Origin of the sequence: Paenibacillus sp. NPDC058367, from assembly GCF_042723305.1 — a bacterium.
Taxonomy (GTDB): domain Bacteria; phylum Bacillota; class Bacilli; order Paenibacillales; family Paenibacillaceae; genus Paenibacillus_AQ.
Genome location: NZ_JBHXIZ010000001.1, coordinates 667,202 through 685,685 on the forward strand (window position 1 = coordinate 667,202; position 18,484 = coordinate 685,685).

At 41.4% G+C, this 18,484-nt stretch carries 19 protein-coding genes and 1 pseudogene; 1 reads left to right on the forward strand and 19 read right to left on the reverse strand.

Annotation, left to right across the window (positions count from 1 at the left end):
• Positions 1–244: 244 nt before the first annotated feature.
• Both ACFWMP_RS03095 and ACFWMP_RS03100 read right to left on the reverse strand, forming a co-directional pair.
• Positions 245–612, reverse strand: a pseudogene (locus tag ACFWMP_RS03095) (DIP1984 family protein).
• Between the two features lie 77 nt (positions 613–689).
• Positions 690–2,708 carry a Na+/H+ antiporter gene (locus tag ACFWMP_RS03100; protein ID WP_379421898.1) on the reverse strand — a complete coding sequence of 673 codons (2,019 nt, stop codon included), beginning with the start codon at positions 2,706–2,708 and terminating at the stop codon, positions 690–692.
• Between the two features lie 250 nt (positions 2,709–2,958).
• Here ACFWMP_RS03100 and ACFWMP_RS03105 point away from each other — a divergent pair, with 250 nt between their 5' ends.
• Complete coding sequence (locus tag ACFWMP_RS03105) at positions 2,959–3,714, forward strand: MBL fold metallo-hydrolase (protein ID WP_339247317.1); 756 nt, start codon at positions 2,959–2,961, stop codon at positions 3,712–3,714.
• Positions 3,715–3,788: 74 nt separating this feature from the next.
• Here ACFWMP_RS03105 and ACFWMP_RS03110 read toward each other — a convergent pair whose 3' ends face one another.
• The 17 genes from ACFWMP_RS03110 to ACFWMP_RS03190 form a co-directional block, all read right to left on the reverse strand.
• Positions 3,789–4,424 carry an NAD(P)-dependent oxidoreductase gene (locus tag ACFWMP_RS03110; RefSeq protein WP_042187246.1) on the reverse strand — a complete coding sequence of 212 codons (636 nt, stop codon included), beginning with the start codon at positions 4,422–4,424 and terminating at the stop codon, positions 3,789–3,791.
• A gap of 21 nt (positions 4,425–4,445) precedes the next feature.
• Positions 4,446–5,339, reverse strand: a complete 894-nt coding sequence (locus ACFWMP_RS03115; protein ID WP_156113098.1) for a beta-1,6-N-acetylglucosaminyltransferase — start codon at positions 5,337–5,339, stop codon at positions 4,446–4,448.
• A gap of 106 nt (positions 5,340–5,445) precedes the next feature.
• Positions 5,446–6,321, reverse strand: a complete 876-nt coding sequence (locus ACFWMP_RS03120) for a VOC family protein (protein ID WP_076282982.1) — start codon at positions 6,319–6,321, stop codon at positions 5,446–5,448.
• A gap of 148 nt (positions 6,322–6,469) precedes the next feature.
• Positions 6,470–6,802 carry a low molecular weight protein tyrosine phosphatase family protein gene (locus ACFWMP_RS03125; RefSeq protein ID WP_179086694.1) on the reverse strand — a complete coding sequence of 111 codons (333 nt, stop codon included), beginning with the start codon at positions 6,800–6,802 and terminating at the stop codon, positions 6,470–6,472.
• A 30-nt stretch (positions 6,803–6,832) separates the two neighbouring features.
• On the reverse strand, positions 6,833–7,207 hold the full coding sequence (locus tag ACFWMP_RS03130) for a hypothetical protein (protein WP_076282983.1): 375 nt from the start codon (positions 7,205–7,207) through the stop codon (positions 6,833–6,835).
• Complete coding sequence (locus tag ACFWMP_RS03135; RefSeq protein WP_379421901.1) at positions 7,204–7,950, reverse strand: Type 1 glutamine amidotransferase-like domain-containing protein; 747 nt, start codon at positions 7,948–7,950, stop codon at positions 7,204–7,206. The genes ACFWMP_RS03130 and ACFWMP_RS03135 overlap by 4 nt, the downstream gene beginning before the upstream one ends.
• 17 nt (positions 7,951–7,967) lie before the next feature.
• Positions 7,968–8,552: a GNAT family N-acetyltransferase gene (locus ACFWMP_RS03140; protein ID WP_339247307.1), complete on the reverse strand. Its 585-nt coding sequence runs from the start codon at positions 8,550–8,552 to the stop codon at positions 7,968–7,970.
• 61 nt (positions 8,553–8,613) lie between these two features.
• A complete protein-coding gene (locus tag ACFWMP_RS03145; RefSeq protein WP_379423486.1) occupies positions 8,614–9,348 on the reverse strand; it encodes a metallophosphoesterase family protein in 735 nt (244 codons plus the stop codon).
• A gap of 235 nt (positions 9,349–9,583) precedes the next feature.
• Positions 9,584–10,006 (reverse strand): Rrf2 family transcriptional regulator, encoded by a 423-nt coding sequence (locus tag ACFWMP_RS03150; protein ID WP_042187235.1) that lies wholly within the window; start codon positions 10,004–10,006, stop codon positions 9,584–9,586.
• Positions 10,007–10,128: 122 nt separating this feature from the next.
• On the reverse strand, positions 10,129–11,004 hold the full coding sequence (locus ACFWMP_RS03155; protein WP_179085712.1) for a YitT family protein: 876 nt from the start codon (positions 11,002–11,004) through the stop codon (positions 10,129–10,131).
• Positions 11,005–11,231: 227 nt separating this feature from the next.
• The gene (locus ACFWMP_RS03160) at positions 11,232–12,314 is read right to left on the reverse strand and encodes a nucleotidyltransferase domain-containing protein (protein WP_339802822.1); all 1,083 of its coding nucleotides are present in this window, start codon (positions 12,312–12,314) and stop codon (positions 11,232–11,234) included.
• A gap of 84 nt (positions 12,315–12,398) precedes the next feature.
• A complete protein-coding gene (locus ACFWMP_RS03165; RefSeq protein ID WP_379421905.1) occupies positions 12,399–13,703 on the reverse strand; it encodes an alkaline phosphatase family protein in 1,305 nt (434 codons plus the stop codon).
• Entirely contained in the window at positions 13,700–14,959 is a 1,260-nt protein-coding gene (locus ACFWMP_RS03170; protein WP_042187227.1) for an MFS transporter, read from the reverse strand. The genes ACFWMP_RS03165 and ACFWMP_RS03170 overlap by 4 nt, the downstream gene beginning before the upstream one ends.
• 108 nt (positions 14,960–15,067) lie before the next feature.
• Complete coding sequence (locus tag ACFWMP_RS03175; RefSeq protein WP_379421907.1) at positions 15,068–15,892, reverse strand: hypothetical protein; 825 nt, start codon at positions 15,890–15,892, stop codon at positions 15,068–15,070.
• Between the two features lie 24 nt (positions 15,893–15,916).
• Positions 15,917–16,498, reverse strand: a complete 582-nt coding sequence (locus ACFWMP_RS03180) for a DJ-1/PfpI family protein (RefSeq protein ID WP_339247294.1) — start codon at positions 16,496–16,498, stop codon at positions 15,917–15,919.
• A 16-nt stretch (positions 16,499–16,514) separates the two neighbouring features.
• Positions 16,515–17,261 carry a type I methionyl aminopeptidase gene (gene map / locus ACFWMP_RS03185; RefSeq protein ID WP_076299489.1) on the reverse strand — a complete coding sequence of 249 codons (747 nt, stop codon included), beginning with the start codon at positions 17,259–17,261 and terminating at the stop codon, positions 16,515–16,517.
• Positions 17,262–17,293: 32 nt separating this feature from the next.
• Complete coding sequence (locus ACFWMP_RS03190; RefSeq protein ID WP_379421910.1) at positions 17,294–18,214, reverse strand: YhfM domain-containing protein; 921 nt, start codon at positions 18,212–18,214, stop codon at positions 17,294–17,296.
• Positions 18,215–18,484 lie beyond the last annotated feature (270 nt).

The window sequence follows — 18,484 nt, forward strand, 5'->3', positions numbered from 1 at the left end:
CATCCTGAATAATCAACTTAAGAATTGAACAGCGGTTAAGTAATCCGCGTATTCGTAAATTATACAGGATAACAAGCGTTAATATAGGCAAAACAGGTCTTTCATGCAAATTTCAATCCATTTAATTCAACATTATTCGACATTTTTTCACATTATATATGACGAATATACCTATCCTAATAGAGCCACTTCATGTTATGAAAAAGCTAAACCACAGCAAAAATATCCCCGTTCCCGGCATCTGTCAGTTTTCCAACTTCAACTCATCCATCTGCTTCTGAATCTGAGCGACATCTACCGTTCTTTGAAAACGAACCTCCGAGCGACTGTAACGATCCTGAGTAATGGAAGTCTGTTCAAGCAAATCGCTAAGCAGCTTGCGTAGCTGTAGCATTTTGTCCCGTTCCGCTAGCGCATCGGCGATCGATTGATCACTCGGATCAAAATCGTCTGTTCATTCACAGCTCTTTCTAACTCCTGCAAAAGAGCTTCAGGTTGTTCAGCCGGCTCCTCACCCTCTTGAACTTTAACGACTCGCTCCAGCCGCTGCTTTAGCTGCGCGATTTTACGGGTTAGATCACTTCGCTTCACTAACGCTTCCGCAAGTTTCAGATCTGGATTCCCCCTAAAATTTTCTGATAGCTAGCGAATAAAGCTCGTGTGAAGAGATGCCGTGGTGTTCAGTACAGCTAATCCTCCCAAATCGATGTCTCTAAATGATCTACGAACTTGCGTAATTTACCAGCTAGCTTGCGGTTAATGGTTCCATCCTGATACATTTGCTGCACCTTATCCCGCTGCTCTTGAATGGCTTTCAGCTTCATTTCAAGCTTTTGATCATCAACAAGCCCATCCTTTGTCCAGCCTTTCCCTTGCTCCAGACGAGAAATTAACTGCTCATAACTGCATGCAACCTTCTCAGCTGCACTTCGGTTGTTCTCGTTCTTACAGACATTAATAGCAGCTATAGCAGCATGGGCCATGGCAATTTTCGCTTCTCTAGCACACTCAGCCTGTTGCAGCATTTGTTGGCTAGCTTCCCCTTCATTCTGACCTGAGAACATTCCCGCAAACAGTCGTCTGATCTCGGTAATCGATATTCTGATTTGTGAATTTAGACTTCTGGCTAGAAAGACCTCACTATGATCCAAGAATTCTCCCAGCTTCTGAGCCACTGAGGCGGGAATCTCATTGTTCTCTAGCAATCGGTTCAGTTCTTTACGTTCAGCTTGCAGACCCACAATCCTCGCTTCAACACCCAGTCGGCGGAAGTTCTCGAGTGCTGGATCATTCGATTGGTCCTCACGGTTTAGACTATAAACCTTTTCTCTAAATTCACTCAAAGCCGGTTGTGCGGATTCCTTACTTTCTTCTGTCATCATACTTTGCAGCATGGTCAAACCGGCAGCAATAACTTTAGACTTGGCCGCCTGCTCGACTCCTGTCTCACCTGATTCAGCAACTGGCTCTTCTTTACCTGCTAGAATTGGCAAAAAGATACTAGCGATCAGCAGCGACATTAGAATAACACCTGCGGCGATAAAGATGATTAAATCACGCTCAGGAAATGGCGATCCATCCCCAAGAAAAAAGGGAATCGAGAACGCACCGGCTAAGGTAACCGCTCCACGCACTCCTGAAATCGTGAGGATTAATAGTGACTTAACAGATGATTTCTCCATTTTCCGCAGACGAGATCCTACTAAAGAGAACACATACACCCATACAAACCGTAGTACAAACAGCAGCAAAGTAATGGCTAATACATAACCTACAACTATAAGATTATCCACGGCCGTATCACGGTAGATCACTTCAATAACATCTGGAATAGATAAGCCAAGAATAAGAAAGACCAGGCCATTCAATATATAGAGCAGAACAGACCATGTACTAGCGGATACCAGTTGTAGCTTATACTGCGGAGATACGGCACGGTCCTTCTCAACCGCATGAATAATTCCCCCTGCAACCACTGCCAAAATGCCAGATACCCCTATCTCTTCACTGATCAAATAAATAATAAAAGGAGTTAGGATTTGCAGCAGCACATGCACTGTGATATCCTCCATCCCCAGTCTGCGAATAATTACGCTTAGCCGAATCAGAAGAAAAGCCAATAATGCCCCAACGATCAACCCACCTGCAGCTATAATTACAAAGCTAATGGAGGCTTTCGGTAAAGAAAACATACCCGTAACTGCTGCAGCAATGGCAAAGTTAAAGGCAACAAGCCCGGAAGCATCATTCATTAATGATTCGCCCTCTAGAATGCGGTGAATACTCTTAGGAAGATGCACTCTTCCAGCGATTGCGCTGACCGCGACCGCATCTGTAGGTGACAAGATCGCTGCCAGAGCAAATGCAGCTGCTAGCGGGATCGTTGGAATCATCCAGTTGATCGAATATCCAGCAATAAGCACCGTAGCAAAAACCAATCCCAGCGCCAGCATTAATATCGGACCCCGTAAGTTCCATAATTCATTTCTTGGCGTCCGTTTCCCATCATTGAACAAAAGCGGTGCAATAAACAATACGAAAAACAGCTCTGGTTCCAATGTCATATGTATTCCCAAAGGCATTAACACAACCATTACACCCAGACCAATTTGAATTAACGGTATTGGCACAAAGGGAATAAATCGGTTTATGATGTTGGAAATTGCGATAAGGCCCAGTAGGACGAGTACAACTAGAAAAGTCTCCAAACCACATCAACTCCCTTTTTTATTTGGTTATTATATCGTAAAGCTTCGGGTAAGGGAAAAATATAGAAATAGAAGTTCTCAACAATAATGTCCCCTAGAAATCACACAAAAAATACACCAGATATATATTGACAAAAATATTTATTTATGTTATAATAATAAATTACGCTATTGAAATTACATTTTATTTTAAGTATTATATGCATTAGCCTAACGGCATCGCTCTTATCATCAATCATGGAGGGATCTTATGCATATTGCTAGTGGAATAGAAATGTTAGAGATTACAGCACAGGTTATGGGCGGGAGTGATACGATTTACCCCACGCTGCTCTGGGATCAAAATTCTGCTGTACTCGTAGACACTGGATTTCCGGGCCTGCTCCCAAAATTCAAAGAAGCTCTAAAAGAAACCCATGTGCCTTGGGAACAACTGCGCACCGTAATCATCACACATCAAGATCTAGATCACATCGGGAGCTTACCTGATTTACTGTCAGAAGAATGTCTAGAACTGACAGTTCTGGCTCACGAAATCGAGCAGCCTTATATTGAAGGAGAGCGAATGCTCCTTAAACACACCCCCGAAGCTTTAGCTGCGGCAGAAGCCATGATCCCCCCTCATGTACCAGAGGAATGGCGCCGCGCTTTCCTATCCGTGTTATCTCATCCCCCTAAAGGAAGAGTAGATCAAACCATAGTGGATGGGGAAATACTGCCTCTTGCCGGTGGAATTACGATTATCCATACACCAGGACATAGCCCTGGACATCTGAGTCTATACCATCATGATAGCCGTACGCTAATTGCCGCGGATGCTCTTACCGTTCAAGGCGGTGAACTGCACGGCCCCACTCCTTCGGCAACGCCTGACATGAAGCAAGCTTTAATCTCTCTGACAAAGTTCGCCGAGTATGAGATTGAAACGGTCATTTGCTATCATGGCGGAATTTATCGCGGACACGCAAACAAACGGATTGCTGAAATTGCGGAAGCAAGAGAATAGACTGATGCAAGAAAGCAGAGCCCTTATCTGGCTCTGCTTTCTTTTTATATATAGTCCTTACTCGTTATACTCACTTATGATTCCGAAACAACTGTAAACCGTTCACGAATATGCTGCGGCTGTTCAATTTCATCTACAATAGCAATCGCATAATCTTCATAGCTGACATAGCTCTCACCTTTGGAATTCACAAGCAGATGATCTTTGCCTTTCACATAAGAACCCGTTCTTGTCCCAATTGCAAAATTAGCGGATGGACTAACGAAGGTCCAAGACAGCGAGTCTGTACCTTGCAGGATCTCCAGGTTCTTCCCTTGATTCGTAGCCGTTGGCTTGATAAAGTCAGGGAAATCAGGGGTATCTACCACTTTAAGCGTCTTAGCTTCATCTACATATAAACTTCCCGCACCTCCAACTACAATCAATCTTGTATTAGGGGCATCCTTTAATGCTTCAATAAGCACATTTCCGGCATCCACATGCAGATGCTCTTGTCCAAATGGTGCTCCAAAAGCATTCACAACAACATCAAAACCCTTCAAATCTTCAGCGGTAAGTGCAAATACATCCTTTTCGATGACCTTTGCCTTACGATTTGCAACTTTCGATGCATCCCGTACAATGGCTGTAACTTCATGGCCTCTATCTAGCGCTTCCTGAGTGATTCGGCTTCCGGCTTTTCCACTTGCTCCTACAACTGCGATTTTCATATTATTTCCTCCTGTATATGTTTACGATGTTTTTACTTTAGTATTTATATCAAGGAGATCCTGAACGATGCTTCTGTCGATATCGAGATCAAACTTTCTCCCCCAAAAGCATTCTGTACCCGTACTAGTGATCCGGTCATAATCTTCTATCGTTAGTGTTCTTGGATAATCCGGTCCTGTTTCCCAGTCTGTATACCTCTTAATTTCACTCCGTACATTGTTCTTAAACCCACTATTCAAAATAATCGTATGGAAGAAGATTTCATCTCCACATAATGTGTTCTTAAAAAATCTAACATACTCTGGAGAAGTAGAAGTAAACTCCATGATGTATTCCATACATTCACCTGTAATAGACATCCAGTTAGAGCCTTTATACAGCGATTTTGGCAGAACACCCAACCTTCTATGCAAGAATGGAACGTTCATTACTGCTTTAATATACCTCATTCTAATGGCAGCCATACGCCTGGTTCTTGAGATCAGGAATCTAGGATAATAAACCGACACCCGCTCATAACATCCCCACGTTTCAGAAGTATTCGGTAATTGCTGATGCTTCACAAATTCGTTCCCCTGATTCTTCTTAAAGAAATCAAGAATAACTTCGTTGGAAGCTAAGGGCAGATCCTGACCACTTATGATGTGTATATAATTGAATTTCCCATGTTCTTTGATCAGCGCAAAACACTTCAAAACACATTCAATCTGACTGTAATGTCCCCACCTTACATCAATAGGCTCTTTCACAAAATGAATATCGTTACGATGAGTAATATCACCTTCAATACCACTCTTCTGATCGACATGTAGGAAAAACTCGACGGAGTCATTAGTTAAACTATCGATTAGCATATTGATCTGCTCAGGATTTTTGTGACAAAGGATCACATACGCCATTTTGAATGATTCCAACAACCTTCACCCTTCCGCCCATCTTTTTTCCAAATATTATAAAATAAATGGACAAAAATGGATAGTTCTTTCTATCCAGAAAAAGGTGAATTCGCTGGGTGATTAGTTACTTCGTATGACTTTTCACTATAAGTCTGATTCCAATGTTCCATGGATCTTTGAATGTAGGGGCTCCATTCTCTTCAACAACGGTGTAACCCGCCTGCTTAACACGCTCCACTACAGACGTACGCTCCTCTTCATTCGGAAGAAGTAAGGTGAAATAATCAATTCCTACTGCATCAGCAGGTGCCACAGGTGCGCCTTGCCCTGCCCATATATTCAATCCAATGTGGTGATGATACCCACCTGCTGAGATAAACATTGCCGCACTGCCATAATTAGCTACTAGATCAAAACCAAGCAAACCAACGTAGAACTCCTTCGCCTTAGTTAAATTACCCACATGAAAGTGTACATGTCCGATCACCGTTCCGGCTGGCAGCCCGTTCCATTGTAAACCTTCAGAAGCCGCCAACAAACCATCTACATCCACTGGGTCCGTTGTCATCATTACATGCCCTTCCGCATCATACTTCCATGTATCCCTAGGACGATCTCTATAAATTTCGATTCCGTTGTTATCCGGGTCCTGAATATACAGTGCTTCACTCACCAAATGATCTCCCTGACCCACTTCAATTCCCGATGCGATCAAATTGCGTACAACGAGTCCCAAGCTAGGACGATCCGGAACAAGGATAGCAAAATGATACAATCCAGCCACTGAGTTCGGACGAAGAACCTTTGCATTCTCAATCTCCCGCAGAATCAATAACACATTCTGACCGTCAGCAGTCATTTCCACCTCACGGCCAGATTGCCGCAAGACACTTAACCCCACCACGTTCTGATAAAAAGTGAGCGAACGCTCTAAATTACTTACTCTAATTTGTACCAGACCAATCTCTACATCCGGATGAAGTGTTGTTTTAGTTGTCATTATATTTCCTCCCACTATTCCTGTAACTTAATCAGTTACAAATTAACTATCTTTAGTATAGTTACCTTCTATATGTTTGTCAATTACCAACAAAAAAATCATGCTGACTGATTCACAGCCAAACATGATTCATAAGAACACCTCATCCTTAGGAGTGCCATTCCTGTAAATATTCAGATACACTGGATTCAAGAAGTCCAATTAAGTCTTCATCCATATACTTATAATCATCTGATATATTCAAACAAATTATTCTTTTGCCGATTACACCGTCTCTGAATTTATCTTGAATTCTTCGAACATGCTTCTTCTCCATCACAAAAATAACATCCGCCCAGCCCACATGTCCTTCAGAAAGTTTGATTCTGGCATGATCCTCTGTTCCAGCAGATCTCACTTCATGACCATCAATTCCTTGAAATATCTTCTCCGCAGTTAAACTCCGCCAGCGATTCTGGCTGCAGACAAACAGTAGTTTAATAGAGAGCACCTTCCTTATCCGATTAATACCTTATTTCGTTTGTCGGTTTAGATAAACCCTCCTATTTAAGGAGGCATCCGAAACCCATGTTGTTAATAAGTCTTTGTTAAAAAGATATTCATTACCAACTCTGATATAAGGGAACATAGTCCCTTCAAAAATGCCCGATCTACTTAAATTCTCATGCTCCGTTTTAATAATATTCATCACTTGATCTTCAGTCAGATTTAAGTATAAGGCCGTCTCTTTAATATCCATCAAAAGCTTATCTGCCGTTACTATGGATGGAGTCTGGTCTTGATCAACTTCCAACTCTTTATCGCCATTAGTTATTGAACATCCAATAATAAATGAAATCCCTAGAATAAGACTCGCCACGATAATTGAGATTTGATTAGACTTCATTGATCACCTCCACCGTACACTTCATAAAGAGGTCTGTAGCTTGGGTGTTCTTCGATTTGCGTAACGACAACACCTTGCTCTGAGTCCATCACACGGTAGGCTTTAGATTCTTCTCTTGTCGACATCACCTTATATTCATTATCCTTGTAGATGATGGCACAGTTATTATCCACTGCGATTCCGAGCAAACCTCCGTCTTTTACCATACGCGAAAAATCCTCAACCCGAATATCCTCATTATAATGCGGACAATGAATACCTGGCAGAATCCCCATCGCTTCAAGCTTAATATACTGCCAGTTCCCTTGGTCGTCGAACGCTTCAGAGTCACTATGCCCATATTCAAACCAGCAAATGGAACCTGCACTCAGCCCTGCCAAAATAGTCCCCGAGTTGTACGCTTCTTTTATAAGAGCATCTACGCCGGTATTTTTCCAAATCTCCAGCATCTTTCGGGTATTACCACCACCAACATAAATCAGATCAGCGGATATAATTAACTCTGCGATTTCTTCATGGGTATAGGTTTGGCTCACAAGCAATAAATGACTTGTTTCACATCCTAGAATCTCGCCGTACACTTTGTTGAACGTATCACAATAACCTGGTGCATCACTACTAGCTGTTGGAATAAATAACGCTTTCGGATTAACTTTCTGGGTTAACTTCACAACTTCACGATCCATTTCAAGCGTTTCTAAATCGATTAGCTCTCCCCCACCGATTACCACGATAGTCCCCATAATCTCCCCTACTTTCACTAGGATCTGTTTTCTCCCTTTCTGTATTCCTCTGCAAGAATGCTGTAAATCTCCAAATCAATGAGCCCTTTACCTGACCATACATGGGCTTGTCTTAACGTCCCCTCTTTCAGAAAGCCACTTTTCAAAAGGACCCGCTTGGACCGCTCATTAAAAGGCATGACTTCAGCTTGGATTCGATTGACCTCTGCCGTCTCAAATAAATATTTTTTCACCATTTCAACGGCCTGAGTTGCAATCCCTTTCCCCCAATAAGACTCCGCCAAAAAATAACCAATCGTGACCATATCCACTTTTTGATTAAAATCCATAGCTTCGATGATACCTAGCAGTATGTACGGATTATTTTTACGGAAAATTCCCCACTTCACTCTTAACCCTTTATTAAAATCACGTTCGAAATGTCCGATCATATTCTTTACTGTATCTTTATTATGTTTCGGAATAATTCCGCAGTACTCAAACACTTGATCATTGCTATAAATTCCAAATACCTCTTCAAGGTTACTAACTTCAATTTTTTTCAGTGTTAGTTGTTCGGTTTCTAAAGTAGGGAATTGCTCAAATACATGACTAAGCTTCAATTCGTTCCCTCCGTTACTTTTTGATGTTGCGAATCAAGGTTACCGCTCGAAAGCTCATCTTCTATCCCCGCGCATTCCCTCTATACTGCGCAGTTCTAAGCTCTCGAATATAGGGCTCTGTAGCTGGCATAACTGCATCTATGGCTTGTTGAATGGCTAACTCAATATCATAAGGAACTCTTACAAATTGTATATTAAAAGATGCTGTTGTCAGGCCTCCATACTCCCCCTCCAAAATCACATAAGATGCCTGAGTGACATCTAGAGGATTCCCCACACTGCCAACATTAAATAAAGTCTTCCCTTCTAAATGTTGTATAAAAGCATTGTGAATGTCCCCATAACCTACGATATCCGCTTGTCGCTTCTCCTGGCAGAGATCAGAACAACCAAACATAGATAACCGCTTCTCATAATCGTCCCAAGGCTGAATCCGTTCATAGTAGCTTCGCGGTGAAGCATGAAATAATCGGATAAACTTACCACTCATCATAAACTCAATCGAGAACGGTAATGTACCTAAATAAGCGAGGCGGTCTTTACCTAACAAATTCCGACTCCACCGGGCCATTTCAAAGTCAACATCCTGATTCATTAAATCATCCCAGTTTCCCATAACACTGATTTCACAATTGTTCTTAATGATATCAACGGCTAGATCTGAATTTGGTCCTTTACCAACAATATCACCTAGACAAAATATCCTGCTAATTCCACGCTGCTTAATATCCTCTAATACGGCTGTCAAAGCCGGGATATTTCCATGAATATCTGAAATTAATGCGATTTGTTCCACTGTAAATCCTCCGTTCATTTTCCACTTCAGCATATTAGAGTTTCCCTATATGAAGTATTATCTGTTTTATGCCTTCTAAATACAGATTCTATGATTACGCCCTACTTCCCTTCTTTAAGTCACTACTCTCCTGACCCGAGCCATTCGGAGCCTCTTGATATGTTTCCAATAAAAAAAGACCACAATCACGTTAGCACATGTTGTGGTCTTCATTCTACGTTGCGATATGGAGTGGTTATATTTCAGGCATTTCATTCACAATCTGCTCCAAAGTAACCTCCTGAAGGACATTCTCCATCGCCTTTTGCGCGAGCGAGAATACCGGCACAATGGCGCTGGCTATATTTTTGCCGACTGGACAATCCGGGTTAGGGTGCTCATGAACCGAGAACAACGAATCCTCCTCCACCGCGTTTACTGCCTTATAAATCTGAAGTAGTGTAATCTCAGCGCTACTACGTGAAAGTGAGGCTCCTGCGACTCCGGGGCGGGCCGTTACCAGTCCTGCTTTTTGCAACATACTAGTTAGCCGGCGGATAACTACAGGGTTGGTGTTCACACTACCAGCTATCCACTCCGAGGTACTTTTACCCTCTTTATTACTGTCGATTAACGTTAATATATGAATGGCTACCGCAAATCGGGTGCTGATGTTCACTATAAATCTCTCCTTTTGCCATACTACCCGGCTAGCAACAAGTGCATTAATCAGATGCAACAATAATAGTTACATTTTATGCATTTGTCAAACACTTAAGGAGATGCACTTCAGGATCTTAATTAGTGAATATTATGCTTTTTGAAATTACCACCCTTAACTTCTGCTACATCATATACTACAACAAAAGCGTTAGGGTCAATTTCATGAATGATTTCCTTGATTTTGCTTTCTTCCAGACGGTTAATTACACAGGTAATTTCTTTGAATTGTTCATTGGAGTAACCACCGTATGCATCAGTATAGGTTGCCCCACGTCCCAATCGGTCACGAATCGTTTCCACCATAATTTCCGGTTGAACGGTGATGATTTTGAAAGTTTTAGATCCGCTCAAACCTTCCTCAACGATATGAATCACTTTAGAAGCAATAAAATAAGCAAGTGCGGATAGAATCGCCCCTTGTAGACCAAATGCAGTTGAAACAACAATAAAGACAAACATGTTTAGGAATAAGATTAGATCACTTGTCCCAAAAGGTATTTTTCGTGAAAGCAATACAGCCAACATGTCGATCCCATCTAACGCTCCACCATTACGTAACGCTAAGCCCATACCAAAACCGATAATAATCCCGCCTACAACAGTAATTAATAATGTATCTCCTTCAATAATCGTTGGCACATGGTGCATAAGGCTTGTACCAATGGCTAATGAAGCAATACCGATAATGGAATAAATAGCAAAGCTTTTACCAATTTGCTTATACCCTAACCAAACAAATGGGATGTTAATTATAACAATTAGCAGCCCTAACGGTAATCCAAACAGCTGTGAGCCAACGATACTTAGGCCTGTTACACCACCATCTGAAACGTTGTTAGGTATTAATACGGATTCCAGGCCATATGAAGTTATAAGTGCCCCTATAATAATTAATATGACTTTTGAAAATATCTTCAGCTTATTTGATTTTTGGTGCTGTCTTATTCCATGCATTCCATTTCCCCACTTCAAATTAGTTTTTTATATCACTGCAAGTGAAAAACATCCACTGGACAAAAGCCGACAAAAAACAGTCTATAATAAATGTCACCACTTTGGCAAATCAGACGCCGCTAGTATGATATCTATTATTTTACCCATATGACTTAAAATAATCTTATCGTTCCATAAAAAATGAAAAAACCAGACTACGAAAATTCGTAATCTGGTACTCTTCTCTATCACACCTTCAAGTATTCGTTATATAATTCCTCAAAAGTATCGTATCGTTCAACTTTCCTTCCCACCTTATTATATTCTTCCAGATATTCATCCATGACCTGCAGGAACTGCTCTTTAAATAAATGCAGATGATCTGAATCAAAATACTGCATAATATCAAACTTTTTTGTTCCCCTTGATTCTGTCATTTCATCAAGAAAATTTTGTGTGCCCATGGCTGCATAATAAGCATAAGATTTATCATTTAATTCCACACTTGCTATAACCTTATTGCGGCAGTTACACCATAATTCCTCAAAGGTGCCACCAAGATTATCATAGGTTGGGACAGGCTGAATCACAAAATCCTTATACATTTTATTATATAAATCATTGACGCTTTCTAAAAATCTATATGATGCACTTCTGATTTCAACGATAGTCTTCGCATCGATCACAGCCATATATATATTTTCAAAATCATCAGGAACATAACGATACGTAGCTATTTCCTCCAGATATCTCTTAAGTCCCCTTTTAAAATAAGTATTGTTCAAATGTGTTAGAGCATTTACCGAATTGTATACAACTTCGCATGAAGCATACCTCACTGCTCCGATATCTTCAGAAAGTAATGTATTCGTATATTCTTGTTTTGCTATGTCTATATTCTTTTTCGCTCTACTAATACATTCACTCCCTATAGGCTTAGCCAAAGCATCGAGAGCTCTTTGTTTATATAAGTTTAGCTTTTCCAGATATTCGGGTTTCGCACAATATAACAGCTCTAAATCTATCAGACACGAAATCATTGGGCTCTCAAGATTCGCTTGATCTTCTATCCTTGTTTCCCATGGCGTACAATAGATGTCGTATCCAACATCCTCCAGAATAAAACACGAAGATATCCCCCAGCCTTGGGCCGTGTTATTAATTATAATTAGATCAAGATCGCTTTTTTCATGAAAATCTCCGGTACTGAAAGAACCTGTAAGCCCAATGATTGCAATGTCATCAGGAAAATCTCTCTTAGCACGTTCAATAACCATACTAATAAGTCTGTCATTTTTATTTAGAATTTTTTGTCTAATATCAGCATCCATATCCAATTCTCCTCTTACTCCATTTTAATTCCATTGTATATGGATATAGCTCCAGTAAGTATTCCGACTTTATATATATTCAATCTATACCAAGAAAATTTCATCTAAAGGTCTTCCGTCACAAGGATTAAAATCAATCCCTAAAATCTTTGCCATCGTAGGAGCTATATCTACCATTTTGAGATCCCCTATAGGAAAATCACTTTTCACCTTATTCCCTGAGATCACCAAGTTGCATCTATAATCCTCTTTATCGGGAGAGTAGCCATGCGTAGCATATTTAATCCCTTGTTTGTCCAAATCAACAATCGTAGGTTCATCCATGCTCTCATCGAAACAATAGCCTCTCCTAGCTTCAAGCATATATTTAGTAGATGGGCCCACATGAAGTTGATTCAGCCGCTCTCTAGTATACACTTCCTCTATACCTGAAGCGTCATCATCCATATATTCCTGAATAACAGCTAAAGCTAATTGTTCAGCTTCTTCATCACCTTCTTTAATATGCAGATAAGCGGATCCGCCCCCACACTGAAAGTAAGCTCTCCACTTCATTTCGCCGTTCTCTTTATAGATCAACCCTTTTTCCTGCAAAAGGTTGTTCAAATGCACTTTGTACCGAACATTGAACTGGCCATGGTCACCCAAAACTAAAAAAACCGTGTCATCCTTTATCCCGGCTTCATCCACTGCTTGCATAATATCACCTAATCTCTTATCCATACGTGTGATTACCCGCTTCACTTCATCGCTGTCAGTACCGTAGACATGCTTGGCGTCATCCAGATCAATCAAATGCATCATAAGAAGATTAGGCTTTTTACGCTTAATCGTTTCCATCGCACACTTTGTCGTGAAGTCATCCAGATAAGGCTGTTCAATTCCTTTTCGAAGCCGTCCATATTTCAGCTCCATTTCAATGCAATATAACGGGCTCCCGCTTTTTAACACCTTCAGTGCCTGATTTTCGTTGTTGATGGCTCTGATTTCAGGGATATTATATTGGATTGAGGATTTCCCTGATACCGGCCAGAGGATTCCTGCGGTACTCATGTTATGCTCGCGCGCAGCATCATAAATCGTGGGCGCCTTTATCGCATTTCTGAACCAGAACCAGCTTTGCTCCTTTTCCTTCACAAACGGCTGAAATGGATTGTTATGGTGGATACCATGCTTATCTGGATATACACCGGTTGCTATCGTAGTGTGTACCACATAAGTGAGCGTGGGATATACACTTTTTAATTGATTACTATGCGCTCCGTTCTTAATCAATTTCGATAGGTTTGGAAGACGGCTGGCCATTTCCCATTGGTCTTCTGAAAAGGCATCGTAAGAGATGACAATCAGATGTTTGGCCATTGCCGTTTGTTCTTTGCTTGACTTCATAGGATAAGTCCCTTCGGTTCATCTTGTTCAAGCTTCTCTTTTGGTAAAGTTATAAATACGAAGAATCCAATAATGAATAGTGGGATAATCGCTAAAATACTAAATTTAGCGTTGCCTGTTAGGGTAGTTGTTAATGACATTACAGCAGGACCCACAATCGCCGCAAACTTGCCAAAGATATTGTAAAAGCCAAAGAATTCATTGGATTTTTCCTTAGGAATAATCTTCGCATAATAAGATCTGCTAAGCGCTTGAATCCCTCCCTGGGCAGATCCAATTAGCGCTCCCAGAATAAATATATGCCACACTGAAGTAATAAAGTAAGCCGCGATACAAGAAATGATATATGTAAAAATCCCCACGATGATCATCGTTCTAGCTGAGTATTTTTTGGCAAGATTACCGTACAGGATAGCACACGGAAATGCGATGATCTGGATAACTAATAAGATCCCCAGTAAAGTAAAGGTATCAAAAGCATCCGCACCCAGTACCGATGTGGCATATGGCACTACCATTTTAATAATCGTATCTACCCCATCAATATAGAGAAAGTAGGCGATCAAGAATACAAATACTACTTTATGCTGTCTGACATTTTTAAACGTGTCTCCCAGTCTTTTAAAGCTATTAATGACCGGTTTGGGTTCAGGTTCTATGTAATATCTTTGCTGCACATCCTTGATCATAGGCATGGTCAGCAGTCCCCACCAAAGGGCAGTGATTATAAATCCAATCTGATAGCCGATTGATTTATCCATCCCCATAAACAGAATCAGCAGTAGGCTGATACCGAATGGAATAACGCTGGCGATATATCCAAAAGCAAACCCTTTTGAGGATACCTTATCCATCCTTTCATCCGTGGTTACATCCACCAGAAAAGAATCATAAAAAATATTGGCCCCGGCAAATCCTATGACTGACAAAATATAAAATACAATCAATAACTGCCACTGCCCACTCGCAGGTGCAACGAAAGCCAGCGAAGCAGTAGCTATCACGCCGATCAATGAGAAAAATATGAAGAAGCGTTTTTTCTTATCCTTATAATCTGCCATCGTCCCTAAAATCGGGCTAAGGATGGCCACCAGAATACTCGCTATGGAATTAAAATACCCCAAATCCATGCTGTTGTTAACATTCGAAAACATCCCAAATACAATAGGCAGTAAAGCCGTTGTAACCGCCATCGAATACGCCGAATTTCCACAGTCATATAAAATCCATGATTTTTCCTCTTTACTTAGTTTCATCTAACAGCCACCTTTTCACCTAGTTCCTTCTGTTATATCACTTAAGCATATGTGGCATGTTAAATGCATGTAAAACTACACTTCATAATTCCAATGGAGAGCTGATCCTCATGTCCTCTCCTGTATTGTCAAACTCTTAAGGACCTCAGCAACCTGTAGAGCATACTTTTTACTCAAACGTGACTTACCAAGATTACTCTTCACAATCTTAATCATTCGGGTATCTCGGCTCTTAGCGAATTTCTCCAGCATGGCAAAGCCCGCTTCAGGTTCACTCGCCACAAATACACTTAAGCTGTATTCAAGCCCCTTAGATAATACACGAAAATGCTCAGCGTCCTCATATTGTACTTCCCCACTAACCATATTTTCCATGATTCGAGTAGCCAACTGAAGACAATAAAGCGTATTCTCTTTCTCTTTTAAAAGAGGAGGATGCGCTAACGCTGCTACAAAAGCTCTTTGTTCAAGCCCGTTCGCACCCTCCTCCCACATGTCGATCAACTGCCTGATAAGGGCAAAACCATCCTCCCCTATACTTTGCAGCGCCATAGCAGACGCTTCACGCATCCTCCATCTGGAGTCGTTCATGGCTGTCTTAATGATGCTCTGAATCATAATTCGTTGCTCTTCTTCAGCGTAGCTGTAATAAGCGCCCAGCGCTCTAACCGCACAAAACGGCAGAAACTCACGGGGATCATTCACCCCAGCTTCTGCCTCTGTAAGATTAGCCCAGGAATTAAGAAACTCCCAGTCTGTCTCTGTTAGTTTAGGATGGGCAAAATGTTTGGCAAATTTGCCTGATAGCTCCAAATTCACTCGTGGTCCGGGAAGATTGCTCTCCTTCATCAGCAAATCTCTAAGCTGTACCCACTGCTCCTTATCGCTTACCCATTGCTGAAACAGCATATCAATCATTTTTTGTCCATCCATCTCTGGTCCCTCCGGTATTTACCTTTAGATTTGAACAATCCCCTGCATCTCGTATGGATAATCAATCTGCTTTTTTACCGAATTCATCGCTGCTTCTCCAGCCAAGCGTGAAATCAGATATAACCCCAGATCAATGGAAGTGGACACTCCACCACCTGTAATCACATTACCATCATGCACAATACGGGTCTCCACAACTTCTTCACAGTAAGGTTTTAGTAATTCATAGGCAGATGGATGGGTAGTAGCTTTCTTCCCTCCTAGCAGCCCCGCAGCCCCAAGCAGCAGTGAGCCTGTGCAGACAGATACCTTATAAGGAACATTGTGAGCACCAGCAATCCACGAGACAAAACCTTCATCATAACGAAGTTTCCGTGTCCCCATCCCTCCAGGTACAAATACCATGTCATACTCCGAAAGCTCTGGCAGCACTTTTCCAGCTTTAACTGTGAAACCTAACTCATCCGTCACTTCCTCCGACGCTGCACATATATCCCAAGACAAATTTTTGCCGATTTCAAATTGCCCCAATCGATAAATAACATCATAGAACCCCGCAAAATCTAAGAACGTAATCCCGTCAAAAAGTATAAAGGCGATTTTCAATTTCGCACTCTCCTCTTTATGGCTTGGTTAGGATAATAGGCTCACCTTTAGTCACAATAATCGTATGTTCAAACTGTGCTACCCGGCCATTGTCTACGACACTCAGTGTCCATCCATCCGACTGCTGCTCCACGTAATCTGCTCCAGTAGAAAGGAAGGGTTCAACCGTAATCACCTGTCCCTCTTTTAACACTGTAGTCACTCTTGGATTGTAGAAAGGTAAGATTTCAAAAGGCTTCTCATGGAGTGATTTGCCAATCCCGTGGCTGCACAGATTACGTACCACTCTATAGCCGCGTTTCCGAGCTTCGAGTTCCATCATTCTGCCAATCTCATTGACCTTCATCCCTGCTCTCAGATGATTGATCACGCTCATCATAGTTTCCTCTGCACTCTGGCATAGTCGAAGAATGTCATCATTATAAGGTGGTAGTTGAAACGAAACTCCGGCGTCCCCATAATAACCATTCAGTTCAGCAGATACATCAATATTGATCAAATCACCAGCATTAATCACTCTAGGACCAGGAATCCCATGAGCAACCTCTTCATTCACACTGATGCAGGTGCTGCCTGGAAAATTATACGTTATCATTGGGGCTGAAGATGCACCGAATTCCGCTAGAATTTCAGCTCCAATCTTATCAAGCTCCGCTGTTGTCATACCTGGAGTTACTTTCTTTTTCATCTCGGCGATGGTATGTCCTACTACTTTCCCTATGGCTTTTAGCCCTTCTAAATCTTGTATGGTATCACTCGTCATCTATCACACAACCCTCTCACTTCTGGTATGAATCACTTGTCTAACTTCTGAAATGCACTTCCATTCCACTGAAAAATATCTTCCATCTGTTTACCCGCTACATTATCGTAATAACTTCTCTTGAAGCTATGATCATCCACTTTATCAAGCTTTATCGAATACCCCTTTGGACTGCTGATAAATAAATCAGAGCCGAGTTTGATCCCTAATTCCTCTATAACGTTATTTTTTCTAAGCGTAAATAGCTTGTAGTAGTAACCGTTACTGGATCCGTACTGACCAATCGTAAAATCCGGATCGCCGTCGCCATTATAGTCCTCAAACTGAATTTGAAAAAAATCATTAAATATTATGGGATCCTCAAAATGTTCACTGAGTGGAAAGCTATTCAAAGTTCTCCCTTGATTATCGATAAGAACAAGCCCAAATCTGCCACTCCAATTCCTTCCCATCAACGGACCTGGTATTGTCCAATCCTCACTGTAGGTTCCATCTAAAAGCTGCAGATTCAAGAATCCAGTTCTATTAGTTAAGGGATAGAGATCATTATGTGATATCGTTACTGGCCCTGTAACCTTAACAGAAGACTCCAGCGACTCCGTCTGTTCTATGTTCGCCTGATCTGCTGTTCCATAGATGAGTTGTCTTATTTGATCTGCGTTTTTCACCGGAATAGAGTAGCCCTGACCACCATTCTCAGCTGTAGTAAATACTCCTTTATAACCGGGTTCATCACCTATTGCTATGTAATAATCCTTCGAGTAGCCATCACCATAAACAAGTTCCATTTTAAATTCAGGGGCCCAATCCAGCTCCCCCGATAATTTATTGCTCTTGTTCATAGCCTCCGAAAGCGCCTTAATCAGAGCGGAGTCCTTCAGTATTAGGGTCTCAAAATGTTCGGGTCGATCAACTTGGTTCTGATCACTAGTTGTTACAGGAGTTAAAGACACTCCGGCGATCCACCTTGCATTGATGAAGCCCACCTCATTCTTACACCCGCTTAAAAGAGCAACCAAGAACAAGGGTACAACCCATAGTAATTTCCTAATGCGAACCACCTCCAAGAAAAGAAACATAACCTAATTATAACAGCGTCCATAAATATAAAGAAATCGACTTTCCGAACCGTTACAAGCATAAACGCCTTCGGCTTCCCTATAAGGACGGCAAGTGTTTAAGCGAGAAATATAAGGATAATTTATAGCATGGAGCATATAAAT